The following is an 18,046-nucleotide window of genomic DNA, read 5'->3' as shown; positions in this document are numbered from 1 at the left end:
GCCTGACCGTCATCGAAGGGAAGACCGCACGTGGCACACGCCGGCAAGGACCCGGACACCGGGGCGCACGGCCCCGAGCCGTCCGAGGCCGAGACCGCGGACCGGGAGTTCGCCGCCGCCCTGGCCCGCCTCGGCATCGAGATGCCGCCGGACCTGGCGCCCGGCGTCCTGGCCGGCTACCGCCCGATGCGGGCCATGGCGGCCCTGCTGCGCGGGCTGGACGGCACGGACGGCCCGCTGGGGGGCCGCCATGTCTGACCCCACCCCCGCCACCGCCTCCGCGGCCACCCCCGCCGCTGCCGCGCCCGGTGCGCTCGCCGGGCTCTCCGTCGCGGAGGCCGGGGCGCTACTGCGCGCCGGGCGGCTCAGCGCGGTGGAGCTGGCCGAGCACGCCCTGGACCTCGTCGAGGCCCACGACGGGTCGCTGCACTCCTTCGTGCTGGTCACCCGGGAGCAGGCGCTGGACCGGGCCCGGCAGGCCGACCGGGAGCTGCGCGAGGGCGTCGACCGGGGCCCGCTGCACGGCATCCCCTACGCGCTGAAGGACATCTTCGCCGCCGAGGGCCTGCCCACCACCAACCAGTCCCGGCTGACCGTCGACGACGTCGCCACCGCGGACAGCGCGGTGGAGGAACGGCTGCGGGCCGGCGGCGGCGTCCTGCTGGGCAAACTGACCACCTACGAGTTCGCGATGGGCGGGCCCAGCCCGGACCTGCCCTTCCCGCCGGCGCGCAATCCGTGGAACACCGAGCACATCCCCAGCGGCTCCTCCTCCGGGGCCGGTGTCGCCGTGGCCGCCGGCTTCCTGCGCGTCGCCTTCGGCTCCGACACCGCCGGCTCGATGCGCGGCCCGGCCTTCCACTGCGGGACGGTCGGCCTGAAGCCGACGTACGGGCTGGTCTCCGGGTACGGCGCCACGCCGCTGTCGCCCACCATGGACCACTTCGGGCCGCTGGGCTGGACGGTGGCCGACACCGCGGCAGCCCTCCAGGCCGTCGCCGGACCGGACCCGCGCGATCCGCGCACCGCCGACGCGCCGGCCCCGGACTACCTCGCCGGCCTGACCGGGGACGTCCGCGGGCTGCGGGTGGCGTACTCGACCGCCTGGTACGCGGCCGACCCGGCCACCCTGCCGGAGATCACCCGCGGGATCGAGCGGGCCCTCACCCACCTGGAGGGGCTCGGCGCGATCGTCGAGGAGTGCGAGCTGCCGCCGTACGAGCTGTTCAACGCCTGCGGCCGGATCGTCATGGCGGCGGAGGGCTTCGCCACCCATGAGAAGAACCTGCGCGAGGCGCCGCGCGAGTTCGGCCGCTTCACCTACCAGAAGCTGCTGCCCGGGGCCGGCGTCGGCGCCGACGACCTGCGGCGTGCCCTGGACGTGCGGCGGCGGCTCGCCGAGGCGCTCGACCGTCAGGTCTTCTCCGGCCACGACGTGCTGGTCACCGCCTGCGGCCAGACCACCGCGGCCCGGTTCGACGACTTCCCGCGCGACTGGCCGCCGCCCCGGCTCGCCAACGACATGCAGACCATCCCGTTCGCGCTCACCGGGCACCCCGCCATGTCGCTGCCGCTCGGCTTCGCCGGCAACGGCCTGCCGATCGGCGTGCAGCTGGTCGGCCCGCGCTTCGGCGAGGCGGGCCTGTTCCGGGCCGCGATCCCGCTGGAGGCCGAGTTCGGCCGGCGCGAGGTGCGCCCCGCGCTGACGGGACCCGCGTGAACGACGCTCACCGCCCCCCGCTCCCCAGGGGCTTCTGGTGGCTGTGGACCTCGACCCTGGTGAACCGGGTCGGCCTCTTCGTGATGCCGTTCCTGTCCCTGTACCTCACCGTGGAACGCGGGTACTCCGCCACCTCGGCGGGTCTGATGGTGTCCCTGTACGGGTTCGGCGGGATCCTCGGCTCACTGGCCGGCGGCTCCCTCGCCGACCGTTGGGGGCGGCGGCCGACCATGCTCACCGGCCAACTGGGCGCCGCCGCCTGCACAGTGGGCCTCGGCCTGGCCGACCGGCTCGACCTGATCGCGCTCTGGGCCGCCGCGCTGGGCGTCACCCTGAAGATGTCCCAGCCGGCGGTCGGGGCGATGCTCGCCGACCTCGTCCCGCCGGAGGCCCGGCCGCGGGCCTACGCGCTCAACTACTGGGCCCTCAACCTGGGCTTCTCGATCTCGGCGCTCTCCGCGGGCACAATCGCCGCCTTCGGCTACCTGACGCTCTACCTGGTGGACGCCGCCACCACGCTGCTCTGCGCGGTGCTCGTCTTCCTCAGGCTCCCCGAGACCAGGCCCACCGCGCCGCCGGCGGTGCGCTCACAGGCTCCCCGCCCGTCGACGACCGAGGTGCTGCGCGACCGCCGGTTCATGTGCCTGGTCGGGCTCAACCTGCTGGTGGTCGCGGTGTTCAGCCAGCGGCACGTGGCACTGCCGCTCTCCACCGCCGAGTCCGGCCTCTCCGCCGCGCAGTACGGCCTGGTGGCCGCGGTCAACGGCATCATGATCGTCACGCTCCAGCTCGCCGTGACCCGGTTCACCCAGCACCGGCCGGCCGGCGCGGTGCTGGCCGCGGGGGCCTCGCTGGTCGGGCTCAGCGCGGCCCTCAACGCCGGCTCCGACACCGTGCTGCTCTACGCCGTCGCCGCCGTCGTCTACACGCTGGGCGAGATCGTCTACGTGCCGACCAGCGAGGCCCAGGTGCCGGCGATGGCACCGGCGTCGGCCCGCGGCCGGTACGAGGGCGTGATGGCCCTGACCTGGTCCGTCGGCGGCTTCCTCGCCCCGCTCACCAGCGGCCTGCTGATCGACGCCTACGGCACCGGCGCCCTCTGGCTGGGCTGCGCCGCCGTCGGCGTGCTCGCCGCCCTCGGCTACGCCGCGCTGCTGCGCCCGCGAACGCTCCCCGCCGACGCCCCGCCGTCGGCACGACCCCTCTCCCAGGAGTAGCGAATGGACCTCACCACGACGGCGCCGCAGTCGGCCGCCGCCACGACTGCCGCCACCGTCGCGACCGCGACCGCGACCGCGACCGCCGCCACCGTGACCGACCCGCAGCTGCTGCTCAACGCGCTCGACCACCAGTTCCGGGGCTTCCGCACCTTCTGGTTCGACCGCATCTCCCCCGCCGGCCCGCTCGTCCTGCCGGCCGCGCGCGGCGCCGAGCTCGAACGGGCCTCCGTCCGGCTGGCCGGCCTGCTGCGCCGGGCGGCGTCGGGCCTGGGCGCGGACTGCCTGGCCCGGCACCGGGCCCTGGGCCTCGACGAGCGGCTGACCGCGTTCTACGCCGACGAGGAGTTCGAGCAGACCTACGCCACCGCCATCGGCCGGCCGGACGTCGTGCTCACCGAATCCGGCTGGAAGTTCATCGAGTTCAACTTCTGCTCGGCCACCGGCGGGCAGGTCTTCACCCACCTGCTGAACGACCTCTGGCGCCAGCTGCTCCCCGGCCGCACCGCGGACTCCCTCGTCCTCGCCGACCCGATGGCCGCCCGCAACGAGCTGCTCCGCGGCGTCCTCGCGGAGTACGGGCTGGAGCCGCGCCTGGCCCTGATCGGCTACCTGCCCGACGTCTTCGTCACGGACCGCCGGTACTACGAGATCGAGATCGACGCGCTGCGCAGGGGCGGGATCGACGCGGAGTACTTCGACACCGACGAGTTCACCGACGCCCTCGCCACCCGTGCGGGCGAGTTCCCGCTGGTGCTGGAGCGGGTGGTGCCGCAGGAGTGGCTCGACGCCGGACGGGACCTCACCCCGCTGCTCACCATCAGGAAGTGCGGGGCCACCGTGCTGACGCCGCAGAGCTCCTACCAGGCGGCGAACAAGCAGCTCTTCGCCGCGCTGTCCGCGGGGCTGGACTGGATGACCGACGACGACCGGGAGTTCGTCGCCACCTACCTGCCCTGGTCGCGGAGCATCCGGGCGGAGTCCGTCGAGTTCGAGGGCGAGTCCTGGAAGCTGACCGACCTGCTGGTGCGCCGGCGGGAGGAGTTCGTGCTGAAGCGCTCCGACGGGGACCAGAACGCCGACGTGCACCTCGGCTTCCGGACCGGCGCGGCCGAGTGGGAGGCGGTCATCGCCAAGGCCCGGGAGGCCGGCACCTGGATCGTCCAGCAGGCCGTCCACAGTGCCGACCTCGCCGTGACCGTGCTCGACACCGGCAGCCGCGAGTACCGCCCGCTGTCGACGAAGGCGGTGTTCGGCCCGCTCGTCATCGGCGGCCGGACGGCGGGCTGCCCGGTCCGCTACGAAGTCCCGGCACCGCTCGGCGCCGCACCGGGGACGCCGGGTTCGAGCATCCTGGGCACCGCGGCCTGGGCGGCGTGACCGGGTAGCGGGCCCGGCGGGACCGGTGGCCGCGCCAGAGGTCGGCGCGGCCACCGGTCCCGCCGGGCCCGCGCGGTCAGCGGTCCGGGTGGCGCTCGTCCTTGCGGGCGAGCGCCACCAGCTGGACCCGCGAACGCACCCCGAGCTTGCGGTAGATCCGGGTCAGCACCGCCTCCACCGTCTTGACGCTGACGTACCGCGCGGCCGCGATGTCACGGTTGCCGTACCCGTCCGCGACCAGCTCGGCGATCCGCTTCTCCGCGTCCGTCAGACCGGCGAGCCAGGACGGCGCCCCGGCCCGCTCCGACCGGGCGGCCCCCCAGAGCGGCGCACCCGCCGCCCGGAACACCGCCTCGGCCGCCGCCCGCAGCTCCCTCGCCCGGGCCGGCCGCCGGCGCCGGCGCTCGACCGCCGCGTGGGCCAGCAGCACCCGGCCCCGCTCCAGCGGGTACCCCAGGTGGTCGAAGGTGTCCAGGGCCCGGAGCAGCAGCTCCTCGGCCCGCTCGAACTGGCCGTCCGCCGTCCGGCAGAGCGCCTCGGCGCGGTCCAGCGAGGCCAGCACGCCGCGCCGCCCCAGCTCCTCGGCCCGGCGCCTGGCCCCGGCCACCAGCCGCGCCCCCGCGGCCGGATCACCCGCGGCCACCAGCGCCTCGGCCAGGTCGGCGTCGTAGCGGATCACCGCCGGATCGGCGATCGCCAGGTCCCGGACGAGGTCGCGCACCCGGAGCAGGTCCGCCAGGGCTCCCACGGTGTCCCGCAGCAGCAGCCGGGTCAGGCCGGACAGGTGCAGGCAGTGCGCGGCGACCAGCAGGTCGGCCTCCTCCTCCGACGCCGCCAGGCCCAGCTCCGCGTACGCGAGCGCCTGCTCCAGCTCCCCGCCCGCCAGCTCGGCGGTCGCCGCGGCGTACCAGGGCGGGCCGGGCGAGGCGCCCAGTGTGCGGGCGAGGTCGAGCAGCCGGCCGGCCTCCTCACGGGCGGCCCGGCCCTCACCCCTGGCCGCGTGGACCTGGACGGAGCCGTCGAGCAGCCAGAGCAGGTCGGCGGGGCCGCCGGTGCCGGCGACCACCGGCCGGAGCTCGTCGAACAGCCGGCCCGCCTCGGCCGTCCGGTCGTCCAGCAGGGCGAAGCAGGCGGCGGCCCGCCGCGGATCCGCGGTGACCCGCGGGGCTGCGCCGGCCGCGCCCGGTGCCAGGGCCAGGCGGAGCGTCGCGGTGTGCTCCACCGCGCCGCGGCCCTGTTCGATCCGGGCGGTCAGCGTCATGGCGGCGGCGCGGGCGGCCGGGTCGCCGGCCCGCTCCGCCCAGTCCACGGCCCTGCGGGCCTGCGCCAGGGCCTCGGCGCAGAAGCCCCGGTTCAGATGGGCGCTCCAGGCCAGCCGCAGGTGCGCCGCCGAGACCAGCGCGGGCTCGTCGCCCGCGCCGGCGTCCACCAGGGCCTGGGCGGCGACGCCCTCCAACAGGGCGGCGCCCCGCCCGGCGGCGTCGATCACGGCGATCCGCGCCCGGGCCCGCGCGGCGGGCCCGGCCCTGGTGCGGCCGAGCCGTTCCAGGGCCGTCCAGGCGAGGTCGAACCGCCCGGCCGCCTCGGCGTCCCGGGCGGCCGCGACCAGCAGGTCGGGCCGGGCGCCGCCGGCCCGCTCGCCGGCCAGCAGGCCGAGCTCCGCGGCCCGCCCCCGCTCGCCGCGCTCCCGGGCGCCCGCGGCGGCCCCGGCCAGCGCCTCCACCAGGGCGGGCGGGATCTCGGCCGCCGCCCAGGCGGACGCCTCGTGCCAGGCCCGGTCGGCGGGCCCGGCCGAGGCTCCGGCCAGCACGTGGTGGGCGCGGCGCACCGCCTCGTCGCCGGCCTCCGCGACCACGCCCTCCCGCACCACGGGTGCCGGGAATGCCACCGCGCCGTCGACCAACCGGACCAGCCCGGCGGCCTCGGCGGCGGCCAGGGCCGCGTCCGCCGGTGGCCCGCCGGCCCGCCGGACGGTGGCCACCGACGGGTCGGCGGCCAGGGCCGCCAGCAGCAGCACCCGCCGCACCGGTTCGGCCAGGTCGGCCAGCCAGGCCCGCATCGCCTTGCGGGCGAACGGGGCCAGCGGCCGGGTGTCCAGCGCCGTCGCGGGCGTGCCGGCCCGGGCGAGCCCGGCGGCGATGTCCGAGACCAGCCGCGGATTGCCACCGGCGGCGGTGTGGATGCGGCCGGCGGTCCGCAGCGGGATCCCCAGCGACCGTGCGACGGCCGCCGACTCCTCCGGGCCGAGCGTCGGGATCCCGATCTCCACCGCACCGCCGCCCAGGACGTCGTGCGGCGAGGGGCCGTCCGGCCGCAGCGCCGCCAGCAGGGAGACGCTGCCGCGGATCCGCCGGGCGGCGAACCCGAAGACGTCCAGGCTGGCCGGCCCCCACCAGTGCACCTCGTCGACGGCCAGCAGCGGCCGGGCCCGGCGTCCCCAGGTCTGGAGACAGGAGAGCACCGTGACGCGCAGCGTGGTGGTGTCGGGCTCGGGCCCGGTGACGCGCCGCAGCACCCAGTCGATCGCCCGGCGCTGATGGTCCGACAGCTCGCCGGACACCTCGGCCGGACAGGCGGTGAACAGGTCGACCAGGGGCGCGTAGGCGACGTCGGCGTCGGCGGGCGCCGAGCTGAGCCGCACCACCGGGTCCCCGGCCGCCTGCCACTGGGTACAGACCGCGTCCAGCACCGCCGACTTGCCGAACCCGGTCGGTCCGACCACCGCCACCGCGCCGCCCTGCCGCAGCTCTCCGCAGACCTGCTCCACCAAGGGGCGGCGCTCGGTCATCGCAGCGACGCCATCCAGGCCTCGACCTCGTCCGCCTGGCGCGGCAGACCGGACGACAGACAGACCGCGCCGTCGGCGGTGATCAGGAAGTCGTCCTCGATCCGCATGCCGATGCCGCGCAGCTCCTCGGGGATCGTCAGGTCGTCCGGCTGGAAGTAGAGGCCGGGCTCGACGGTGAGGACGTGGCCGGGCTCCAGCACGCCGCCCAGGTAGGTCTCCTGGCGGGCGCTCGCGCAGTCGTGGCAGTCGAGGCCGAGCATGTGGCCCGAGCCGCAGACGGTGTACCGGCCGTACAGCGTGGAGTGCGGCGCGAGGGGCGGCTCGCCGCCCGGCCGCAGGCCCCAGCCGTCGAGCCCCTCGGCGATGACGGCGGCCGCGGCGTCGTGGAAGTCGCCGAAGCGGGCGCCGGGCTTGAGCGCGGCGATGCCCGCCGACTGGGCGGCGAAGACCAGGTCGTACACCTTGCGCTGGACGTCGGTGAAGCGCCCGCTGACGGGCAGCACCCGGGTGATGTCGCCGGTGTAGAAGGAGTCGGCCTCGACACCGGCGTCCAGCAGCAGGATGTCACCGTCGCGCACCGGGCCGTCGTTGTGCATCCAGTGCAGGACGCACGAGTGCGCGCCGGAGCCCACGATGGTCTCGAAGCCGAGGCCGTACCCGTCCATCCGGGCCCGGCGGTTAAAGGTGCCCTCGATCCAGCGCTCGCCGCGGGCGACGCCGGTGGCGTGGCGCAGCTCGCCGACGACGTCGTGGAAGCCGGCGACGGTGGAGCCGACGGCCGTGCGCAGCTGCTCGATCTCCCACTCGTCCTTGACCAGGCGCGATTCGGAGAGGTAGGTACGGAGTTCGGCCTCGGCCGCCTCGTTGCGCGGCACCAGGGCGTCGACCAGCGCGTCCTCGCCGCGCAGCACCCGGGTCGGGACGTGGCCGCCGAGGGCGCGTTCGAGGTCGTCGCGGGCGGCGGCCTCGATGCCGAACGCGTCGGCGGTCTCCGACAGGGTCCGGCGCCGTCCGACCCAGAACTCGCCGTGCTGCCGGTCGCGGTAGAACTCCGCGCTGTTCGGCCCGCCGTCGCGCGGCGACCGCGGCCGGGTGAACAGGGTGACCTCGTGCCCCGTCCCGGTGGGCTCGAAGACGAGGACGCTGTCCGGGACGGCCGAGGTGCCGAGCTCGGCGGTGAGGTGGATGTACGCGGAGTGCGGCCGGAACTGGTAGTCGAAGTCGTTGCTCCGGGCCTTGATCCCGCCCGACGGGACGACGATCCGCTCTCCGGGGAACCGCTCGGACAGCGCCGCACGCCGCTTCGCCGCGTGCACCGCGCCGGGCACCGGCGGCAGCTTCAGTCCGGTGTCCGCCCACCCCTGCTGGAAGCACGCGGCCAACGCGTCCGGCACCGCGCGGTCGTGGCTCTGCACACCACGCGACCCACCCTGTCGTTCCACCGTAAGCCTCCGATCTTGTTTGGTCTGCTCACGGCGAAGCTACCATTTCACATGTGACACAGCCAGAGCTGGGAAGTGATCAGCGAAGCTTTCGTTCCTGGTGAGGCGCCCGGGGCGAGCGGTACGGGGAGCGGCGCCGGGGCCGTGCCGGCCGGCACCGCAGTGGCCGCCGCGGGACGGCACACGGCGACGGGCCGGACGGTTCGTCCGGCCCGTCGTCGCAGGGGTCGTCACACGTCGGGTTGCCCGGCCCCGCCGCCGAGGTGCGCCTCGATCTCACGGCGTCCGGCGGCCAGCGCGTCCCGCTGCTCCCGGTGGGCCCCGGGACGGAGCCGGTCGAGCTCCTCATAGAGCTCCTCCGCCTCGGAGAGCAGCGCCAGCGCCTCGGCGAACTCCTCGTACGCGCTGCGATACCCCGCCGCCAGAGCCAGTGCGTGCGCCGCGGGCAGGCCGAAGGCACCGACGTCCCGCCCGGCGAGGCCCCGGAACATCTCGACCGACTCCACGATCGCCGCGCGACCTTCGTCGTGCCGCTCGGGAGTGCCGCCGAGTCGCAAGGCCAGCGCGTACAGGGCCTCGGCGAGGACGGGCTCGAAGACCGCCGGATCGGCCGCCGCCAGCGGCCGGAAGGCGCCGATCGCCTCCTCGGTGGCGGCCACGGACTCCTCCGGACGCTCCAGCTCCCACAGGCACGCGGCGAGGCTGATGACGGCGAAGGCCAGTGTGTCGGCCATCGACGGGTCGCCGGCCACCAACCTTCGGAGCAGCCGCACCGCCTCGTCCTCCGTCTCCACGGCCTCCGCGAACCGTCCGGCCTCCATCAGCTTCGCGCCCAGACCGCGGAGCGCCAGGGCGAACCGGTCCTCGAACAACCCGGGCCGTTCGTCCACCAGACCGCGATAGATCCGCACCGACTCCTCGGCGGGGGCGAGCCATTCCTCGTCCGGGCCCGCCTCCCGGCGCAGGTTCGCCAGAGAGGCCAGCAGTCCGGCGTGTTCGTCCTCGAAGGCGGAGGTGGTCTCGGCCAGGGTCCGGTAGAGCCCGGCGGCCTCCTCCGCCGCGGCGCGCGCCTCCGCGCCCCGGCCGAGCGCCGGCAACGCGCCCGCCAGGTGCAGGAGTGCCAGTGCACGTCCGCGCGTCCGGTCGTCCCCCGGCCGAGGCCGCCGGTAGATCTCCAGGGCCTGCTCCACGGCACGTACCCCGTCCACCGGCCGGCCCGCCCCGCGCAGCCGCACACCCAGGTTGAACAGTGAGACGGCGTAGTCCTGTTCGTGGACGGCCGGCAGCTCCGCGGCGAGTTCGCGCCGGATCTCCACCGCCGCCTCCATCCGGGCCAGCGCGGTGTCCTGGTCCCCTGCGTCGGACCAGTGGTTGGCGAGGTTGTGCAGTGCCATCGCCAACTGGGGGCGCAGCACCGTCGGCCGGTCGGCGGCCCTGCGCCGGTAGATCTCCACCGCCTTGGCCACCGCCACCAGCGCCTCCGGCCAACGGCCCAAATCCGACAGGAAGTTGCCGAGGTTGGAGAGCGCCAGGGCGAGGCCGGGCTCGTGCACGGCCGGGTTGTCCGGGACGAGCCGGCGCATGATGGCCACCGCCTCCCCCTCCGCGGCCAGCGCCTCCGGCCACCGGCCCAGCTCCGAGAACCGGGTGCCGAGGCTGATCAGGACGTCGGCGAGATCGGACTCGTAGGCGGCGGGACTGCTCGCGGCCAGGCGGCGCACGGTGTCCACGGCCTCCTGCTGGCACTGCAGCGCCTCCTCCCACTTCCCGCTCTCGGCCAGCCGGTTGCCGAGGTTCAGCAGGCCCCTGGCCAGTCCACGGGCATGGGTGGCCGGGTCGAGACCGGTCAGCCGGCGGTCGATCGCCACGGCCTCCCGGGCCGCTTCGAGCGAGTCCTCCGCCCGGCCCACCTCGGACAGCCGCAGCCCGAGGTTGTTCAGCGTCCCGGCGAGGTCCTCCAGTGCCCCGGAGTCGGCGGGCACAGCGTTGGTCAGCTCCCGGGCGATCCGCACCGCGGCCTCGGCCGCAGCCAGGCCCTCGTCCCATCGGCCCACCTCGGACAGATGGATGCCGAGGTTGGTCAACGACCGGGCCCAGGCCGCCCGGGTCTCCCGGTCGGCATCACCGTGGCGCTCCAGGAGCTCGACCGCCGCCCGGCCCTCGACCACCGCCCCGTGCAGGTCGCCGGCCCGCGCCAGGCAGGTCGCCAGGTAGTCGCGGGCACGACCGAGCAGCGGCTCGAACGCGACGGGGTCGTCGGCCACCCGCAGACGCAGCCCCTCGATCCGCTCGCGGATGAGCCGCAGCGCGAGCGGGGCGACGATCCGCGCCGGATCGGCGAGGGCCAGCGCGGCCGGGCGCAGCGCGTCGAAGTGCAGGGGGGTGCGGTCGAGCGCGGTGTCCAGGGCGTCCAGCACGTCCCGGGAGGGCGCCTGCCGGTCGTTGTCGTAGTGGGCCACCGCCGCGCGGGCGAGCACGGTGACGAGCTGGCCCTGCTGGTCGGGCGTCGCGGCGGCCAGCACGGCCGGCAGCTTCACTCCGCCGCGGACGACGCGGTCGGAGGCGTGGAACTCGGCCACCCGGTCCGGCTGGAGGGAGCCCCAGAACCGGTCGGGGGCGGGCGGATAGAGCCGGGCGAGCCACTGGACGGCCGCGCGGCGCTTCTCGGCCGGCAGTTCCGGCACCGCCGCGACCACGGCCAGCGCCTCGTCCACGTCCGCGGCCCCGCACAGTGCCGCGACGGCCACCAGGTCCTTGAGCGTGTCCCCGAGGTCCAGCCGGAACGCGGGGGTCCTGGCACTCTCGTGCCAGAACCGCCCCTCGTGGGCCTGCAGGATCCCCTCGGCACCTTCGCCGGCGGCCACCGGCACCGGCCGCGGTCCGTTCTGCAACAGCGTGGCCAGGGCCGTCATCTGGAGCGTGAGGGCGTTGTCGTAGCGCGGGCCGTCGAGGCCGTCCAGCGGCTCCACGGTGGCGGCCAGCTCGGCCCATGGGTGGCTGGGGAGGCCGGGGACGGCGGGCAGCAACCGGGCGAGGTGGCCCGCCGCGTCCCGGAACGCCTCCAGGCGCTCCTCCTTCGGCCCGCCGCGGGGCACCAGCGGCCCGAGCGCCATGACCACGGCGGTGTTGAGCACGCTCCTGGTGCGGTAGTCGGCGGTCAGGGTGTCGGTGCGCCACTCGCCGTCGGCGCGGGCGATCAGCAGCAGCCGGACGCGGTGGCGTGACTCCTGGAGGAAGGCGGTGACGTCCCGGACCAGCTCGGGCCGGGTCTCGGCGTAGTCGACGACCAGGAGCATCGGCAGCTCGGTCTCCAGGACGTCGAGGGTGTAGGGAACACCGTCCCGGAGGCGGGGGTCCAGGTGCCCGGTCACCCAACCGGTGTGCGCCAGGTCCGTCGTCAACTGCCGGGCCAGCCGGCTCTTGCCCTGCCCGCCGGGGCCGACCAGCACCCGGGCGGAGAGCGCCGCCCGGCCGTCCGTGCACCAGGCGGTCAGCTCCGCGAGCTCCGCCTCCCGGCCGTGGAACGGCACGGCCTCGGCGTCCGCCCGCAGCAGCCCCGCGGGCGAGTCCAGACGGCGTTCGACGGCCGCCGGGCTCAGGACCCGCTGCCGCCCCGCGGTGGGTTCCACGGGCTCCAGCACCGGTGTCCACCCGCCGCTGTGCTTCTCGATCAAGCCCCGGAACGCCTCGTCCGCGATCAGGAGAGAGACGGGGACGGCGGTCAGCCGGACGCCGCCGACCGCCAGCCGGTCCTCACAGACGACCCCGCACAGCAGGTCACCGGCACGGACCGCCGCACCCGACATGCCCGCCCACGGCGAGCCCTCTCCGCCCGCGGGCGGGGCGTACGTGGAGAAGATCTCGTAGCGACGGGCGAGCGAACCGGTCCGCGGGCTGACCTCCCCGGGCAGCCCCTCGTCGATGCGTTGCCCGTTCACCCCGTCCCTCTGATGGCGCGGGTAGCCGACCACCGAGACGTCGCAGGGCCGGGAGCCGATGAAGTGGCCCCAGCGCTGCGGCGGCCGGTCGGTGAGGTCCGCCAGGGACTCGGGCACGGGCCAGGAGTCGTCCTGATCGACCTCGATCAGTGCCGCGTCGATCAGGTCGTCGTACCGGTACCACTGCACCGTGCCGGCGAAGCCCCGGACGGCCGGGGCGGTCCACGGGCCGTCGAGCGGGCGCGGCACGGGCCGCTCCACCGTGACTTTCCCGGGCGCCTCGCCCTCGCTGGTGCCGATGGTATGAGCGGCCGTCAGAACCAGCCGGGGAGCGACGAGGTAGCCCGTCCCGAAGTCCGCCCCGCTCTCCCCCGGTGCGTACAGCCGCACCTGCACAACCCGATCGTTCTCCACAGTCTGTTCCGCCCCTTGTGGCCCGCACCCTGCTCCCGACTACTCCTCTACTCCTTGTCCTTGACCCTGACCGGGCGGTTGTCCGCCCCGCGCGGCTCCAGCCGGACCGTCACCTTGTGGGTGGACTTCGCCGCCTTCTCGGCCTTGCCGCCCAGGCTGACGACGCTGAAACGCAGCCCGGCGTCGGCGCCCCTGGTGCGCGTCAACTCCATGCCGAGTTCCAGCGTGATCTCACCCAGGCCGAACACCACGCCCTGGCCGCCCAGGCCGTCCGGGTTGTTGAGGCGGCCCTGCGCCTCGGCGATCTGGCCGCGCAGCAGCGTGATCGCGTCCGCGAGATCCAGCCGGTCCTCGTCGGGGGTGTTGCCCATTGCGGTGTCCTTTCGATTCGTCGAGTCCCGGGTGTGCCGGGCACGTTCTGGGTGGGGCCCCGGGTCGGCCGGGCGCCCCGGTCGCTCACTCCGGCTGCTCCAGGCGAGCCGTCAGCAGGTCGCGCAGCTCAGCCGCCTTGCGGAGGTCCCTCGCGACCAGGGCCGGTTCCTGCTCAGCGCGGCGTTCCAGGAGATCGATCGTCTCGTCCACGGCCGCACGGGCGTCGCCGAGCCGGTCGTTCGCCAGCAGCCGGACCCTGGCCTGGCCGAGAAGCGTGTCCGCCAGTAACAGATCCGCCCGGTCGGCGCCGTCGGCAAGGCACCGGCGGGCGAGCGAGACCGCCTCCTCACTTGTCGCCAGCGCCTGCTCGGTCTGCCCGGCCTGGGCGAGACAGAGGCCGAGAACCGGCAGCACCTTGGCCCGTCCGGCCCGTCGGCCCGTCGGATCGGTCTCGGCCAGCCGGTCGTAGATCCGCACGGCCTCGGTGGCCTCGGCCAGCGCCCCGGGCAGCGGCGGTTCGGCACCCGCCCGGTGCCCGGCGAGCGCGGCGAGCGCATCGGCCAGGACGTGCTCGAACGCCAAGGCGCCGCTACCGCGGACGGACCTGGCGGCCACCACCGCGTGCTCGAAGGCCTCCAGCGCCGCCGGATCGTCGCTCTCGGCCAGGAGGAAGCCGCGCAGGGTGAGCACCATCGCCGTCCCGGCGTGGCGGATCGGATCGTCCTCCGGGAACGGCCGGAAGGCGGCAGCGGCCTCGGTGAGCACGGCAAGCGCCTCGTCCGTCCGGCCTGACCCGTCGAGCAGCGTCGCAAAGCTGACGAGGGTGAAGCCCGGGTTCGATCCGTGGGCCTCGCGCTCCGACTCCGGCAGCCCACGCCACAGGGCGACGGCCTCCTTCAACACATCGACCGCCTCGCTCCCGCGGTCCGCCTCGATCAGCAGGGTGCCGAGCGCGCCCAGGCTCGCGGCGAGCGCGGCCCGATCGGTGGTGGAGCCGGTCGCCTCCCACCGCCGTCGGCGGACCGTCAGCGCCTCCTCGGTGACGGCGATGGCCTCCGGTAGCCGGCCCACCCAGCCCAGGTGGCTACCCAACAGATCGAGGGCCCGGACCAGCGCCGGCCCGTGCCGGGCGGGGTCGGCATCCGCCAGGCGGCGGCGCACCGCCACGATCACCTCGGCGGCGGCCAGCCCCTCCGTCGGCCGCCGGGCGAGCATCAGCAGCAGGCTGGCCGTGGTGAGGGCGGTCGCCGACTCGGGCAGGTCCGCGCTGGGCCCGAGCAGTTCAACGGACTCCAGGACGAGCGGCACGCTCTCCTCCAGGCGGTCCAGCTCGTACAGACACGTGCCCAGGTGCACCAGGTAGCGACCGAGATCGGTCCGGAACGCGTCCGGACCGTCCGCCGCCAGCTCGCGGCCGAGTCCGACGGCCTTCTCGATCAGGGGAAGCGCCTCCCCCGGCCGTTCCTGTGAGATGAGTTGGGCGGAAAGGTTGTTCATTGTCCTGGCCAGGTCGGGACGGGCCGCATCAGCCTGGTCCACCGGCAGCGACCGGTAGATCTCCAGGGCGCGGACCGTCGCGGCGAGGGACTCGCCCGGGCGGCCCGCATCGGCGAAGCGCATGCCGAGAGATTCTTGGGCCTTCGCATGCTCGGCGGCGAAGGCCTGTGGGAGGGCGCGGTGGAGCTCTCCGTAGATCTCGGCCGCCTCCGTCGCCGCACGCAGCGCACCTTCCGCGTCGCCGGCGTCCGCGAGCTGGTTCCCGAGTCCGTTCAGGACCCTGGCCAGATCCTCCCTGTGGGCGGCGGGGTGGGCCTCGGCCAGCGTTCGGAAGAGGACGACGGACTCCTCGATCCGGGCCAGCGCCTCGCTGCCGTAGCCGACCTCGCCCAGCTGGTTGGCGAGATTGTTCAGACTGTTGGCGAGGTCCGCCGTGTACGCGGCCGGGCGCCGCTCGGCGAGCCAGCGCCGGATGGCCACCGCCTCCCGGACCGTCGCCAGGGCCTCCTGCGGTCGACCCAAGTCACCCAGACAGGTCGACAGCGTCCCCAGTACCGTGGCCAGCATCGGCCGGTAGGCGTCTGGCTTCCGCTCGGCCAGTGGCCGGACCAGCTCGACGGCCTCCGAACTCTGCTCGAAGGCCGCCCCGCGGCGACCGCCTTCGAGGTAGCTCAGAGCGAGGTTGTTCAGGCCCGACGCGAGATCCGCCAGGTCGCCATCGGCGCCGGAGCTCGCCTGACGCCGCCGGAGCCGCACCGCCTCCTCCGTGGTTGCCCTCCCGGCCCGGACGTGACCGAGCTCGCGCTGGCATACCGCCAGGGTGCCGAGGGAGGTCACCAGGTGCTCCGGGCGCGCGACGGCGCCGGTTTCGTCCAGTTCCCGATAGATGCAGACGGCCTCCTCGGCCGCGCCGAGTGCCTCCTGGCGCCGGCCGAGCTCGCCGAGGAACACGGCCCGGTTGTTCAGGGCGCCCGCCAAGCCGTTCCGCGCCCGTGCCCCGTGCGGGTCCGCGATGTCCCGTGCCTTCGCCAGCGGCCGAAGCAGCTCGATGACCTCGTCGCCCTTCGCCAGCGCCTCGGCCACCGCGCCCACCGCACTGAGGCTCTTGGACAGCTCTCGGAGGCTGCCGGCGAGGGTGATCACCTCCTCGGGGGTGTTGCCGCCCGCCACGCGCCGCAACTCCACCAGCCGCTCCTGTACCTCGACGGCCCAGGGACCGAGGTTGTAGGAGAAGTCCGGGACCTCTGCGGCCCACGCCACCAGATCATCCGCACCGGTGGACGGCGCGTCGAGCAGGTCCCGCAGCCCGTCCAGGATCGGCGCGGGCTCCTCGACCTGGGTGGCCACGGCGATCGCGGGCAGCGCCAGCGCGTCCGCGTGGCCGCCGCACAGCCCGGCGAGCACCGGGGCCAGCCGCTCGCGCAGTGGACGGTGGTGGGCGGCGCGGGCGAGCACGGTCAGCAGGCGTTCGGCCTCGGCCCGCCCGATGCCGGCGAGCAGGGCGGGGAGGAGGCGTCGGCGCTCCAGGACGTGCTCGCCGGCGAACCGCTCGGCGAGCCGGTCCGGTTGCAGGCTCCCCCAGGGCCGGCGGCCGGTGCCGTCCGGCGGGTACAGCCTGGCGAGCCACCCGTCAACGGTGTCCAGGAGGTGATCGGGCAGGGAGGGCACGCGGCTCAGGACGGCATCGGCCCGGTCGTAGTCGTCCGCTCCCAGCAGGGTCGCGGCCGCCAGGGCGTCCTTGAAGGCCAGGTACTCGGGTTCCTCCTCGCCCTGCTTCAGCGTGAGGCGCCAGTACTGGGACTCGTGCACGAGCAGTCGCGTCTCGACGTCGTCGGGGTCGGCGGACGCCGAGCCCGTGGTGTCCGCCATGCCCTGGTCCAACAGGTCGGCCAGGGCGGTCATGTGCAGGGTCAGGACGTTGTCGAAGCCGGCCCGGCCGAGGTCCGGGACGGCCAGTCCGGCGGCCAGGTCCCGCCACTCCGGGCCGGCGCACTCCCGCACCTGCGGCAGGTACCGTGCGAACGCTTCCGCGGCCTGGCGGTACAACACCGTCCGCTCGGCCTCGTCCGCCGCCAGGGGCGACAGTTCCACCACGGATGCACGGCGCAGGAGGTCCGCGGCGGCACCGCGGCGGGCGTGCTTCCACCAGTGTCCGGCCGTCCGGGCGATGAGCACCAGCTTGAACGGCACCTGCCGTTCCCGGACCGTCCCGAGCAGCAGTGCCAGCTGGTCCACCCTGGTCTCGGCGTAGTCGAGCACCACCAGCAGCGGGCCGGTCGTCTCCTGCAGCCTCTTCAGCGACCGCTCGTCCAGCGCGGCGGTGGGTCGCAGCCAGACCACCGTCCAGGACGGCCGGTCCGGATCGCCGTCCGGCTTCGGCTCTTCCGTCAGACATCGGCCCAGCTCACGGACGAGACGGGTCTTCCCCTGACCCCCCGGGCCGTGCACCAGGCGGGCGCCGAAGCCGTCCTCGCGGCACCAGGCGACCAGCTCGTCAAGCAGCGGTCCGCGGCCGTGGAAGCCGACGACCTGCCGCTCGGCCTGGAGCAGCGCGGTCGGCGAACCGTTCGGACCGGCGACGTCGACGGCCTCGCCGCCGACCAGGTCGGCGAACTCGGCCGGTTCGAGGACGAGCGAGTCGGCGTCGTACAGCTTCAGCGCCGCGCGGAAGCCGTCGTCGAGGTGCAGCACGTACGCGGGGACGACCTGCACCTCGCCGTGCCCGAAATGGCGGCTCTCCGCGACGACGACCCCGACCACCGTCGGGCCGACGAACACCGCTCCGCCCGACAGGCCGCCCCACGGCAGGCCGTTCCTGCCCGTCCAGACGGGCGAGGCGCCGTCCAGCTTCACCACGTACCGGTTGCCGGCCACCCCGCTCCCCGGGTTGATCCGGCCCGTCTCGTGCTTGCCCTCGACGAAGTCGGAGCTCTCCTGGGCCGCCGCCGGAACGCCCCAGGTCTGGCACTCCTGCCGGGGCAGGTTCGTCACCAGCTTCCCCCAGCGGACCGCGGCGCCCCCGGGCGGCTGCCACCGCCCGTCCGTGATCTCGACCAGGGCGGCGTCGTCACGGCCTCCGCTCGTACCGCGCCACACCACCCGCCCGCGGAACACCTCGGGCCACCCCGGCCGGTACACCCCGATCGTCTCCGCGTCGCAGACCACGTGGGCCGAGGTCAGCACGAGTCGGGGCCCGACCGCGTACCCCGAACCGCGGCCCGACGGTCCGTCGACCGCTACCGCGCGCTGCTGATCCACACGTCCCCCTCAAGCCCCAC

9 protein-coding genes are annotated in these 18,046 nt (G+C 75.2%); 4 read left to right on the top strand and 5 right to left on the bottom strand.

Annotated elements, in window-relative coordinates:
- Positions 1–30: 30 nt before the first annotated feature.
- From RMN57_RS34980 to RMN57_RS34965, 4 genes are read left to right on the top strand one after another with little or no spacing between them, the layout of a single operon-like run.
- On the top strand, positions 31–258 hold the full coding sequence (locus RMN57_RS34980; protein WP_313767316.1) for a hypothetical protein: 228 nt from the start codon (positions 31–33) through the stop codon (positions 256–258).
- Positions 251–1,720, top strand: coding sequence for an amidase (locus RMN57_RS34975; RefSeq protein ID WP_313767315.1), 1,470 nt, complete (start codon positions 251–253; stop codon positions 1,718–1,720). Before RMN57_RS34980 ends, RMN57_RS34975 begins: the two co-directional genes overlap by 8 nt.
- A complete protein-coding gene (locus RMN57_RS34970; RefSeq protein ID WP_313767314.1) occupies positions 1,717–2,937 on the top strand; it encodes an MFS transporter in 1,221 nt (406 codons plus the stop codon). The genes RMN57_RS34975 and RMN57_RS34970 overlap by 4 nt, the downstream gene beginning before the upstream one ends.
- 3 nt (positions 2,938–2,940) lie before the next feature.
- Entirely contained in the window at positions 2,941–4,317 is a 1,377-nt protein-coding gene (locus RMN57_RS34965) for a hypothetical protein (protein WP_313767313.1), read from the top strand.
- A gap of 76 nt (positions 4,318–4,393) precedes the next feature.
- Here the strand turns inward: RMN57_RS34965 and RMN57_RS34960 are convergent, their stop codons facing one another.
- From RMN57_RS34960 to RMN57_RS34940, 5 genes are all read right to left on the bottom strand, one after another.
- Positions 4,394–7,105, bottom strand: a complete 2,712-nt coding sequence (locus tag RMN57_RS34960; protein ID WP_313767312.1) for a LuxR C-terminal-related transcriptional regulator — start codon at positions 7,103–7,105, stop codon at positions 4,394–4,396.
- On the bottom strand, positions 7,102–8,520 hold the full coding sequence (locus RMN57_RS34955; protein WP_313767311.1) for a Xaa-Pro aminopeptidase: 1,419 nt from the start codon (positions 8,518–8,520) through the stop codon (positions 7,102–7,104). Before RMN57_RS34955 ends, RMN57_RS34960 begins: the two co-directional genes overlap by 4 nt.
- Positions 8,521–8,777: 257 nt before the next feature.
- Complete coding sequence (locus tag RMN57_RS34950; RefSeq protein ID WP_313767310.1) at positions 8,778–12,881, bottom strand: tetratricopeptide repeat-containing serine protease family protein; 4,104 nt, start codon at positions 12,879–12,881, stop codon at positions 8,778–8,780.
- 65 nt (positions 12,882–12,946) lie between these two features.
- Positions 12,947–13,270 (bottom strand): trypco2 family protein, encoded by a 324-nt coding sequence (locus RMN57_RS34945; protein WP_313767309.1) that lies wholly within the window; start codon positions 13,268–13,270, stop codon positions 12,947–12,949.
- Between the two features lie 85 nt (positions 13,271–13,355).
- Entirely contained in the window at positions 13,356–18,026 is a 4,671-nt protein-coding gene (locus tag RMN57_RS34940; protein ID WP_313767308.1) for a tetratricopeptide repeat protein, read from the bottom strand.
- Positions 18,027–18,046 lie beyond the last annotated feature (20 nt).

The organism is Kitasatospora sp. CM 4170 (assembly GCF_032110285.1).
GTDB classification, from domain to species: Bacteria; Actinomycetota; Actinomycetes; order Streptomycetales; family Streptomycetaceae; genus Kitasatospora; species Kitasatospora aburaviensis.
Note: the sequence above shows the minus strand (reverse complement) of the source record. Positions and strands in the feature narration are given on the sequence as shown.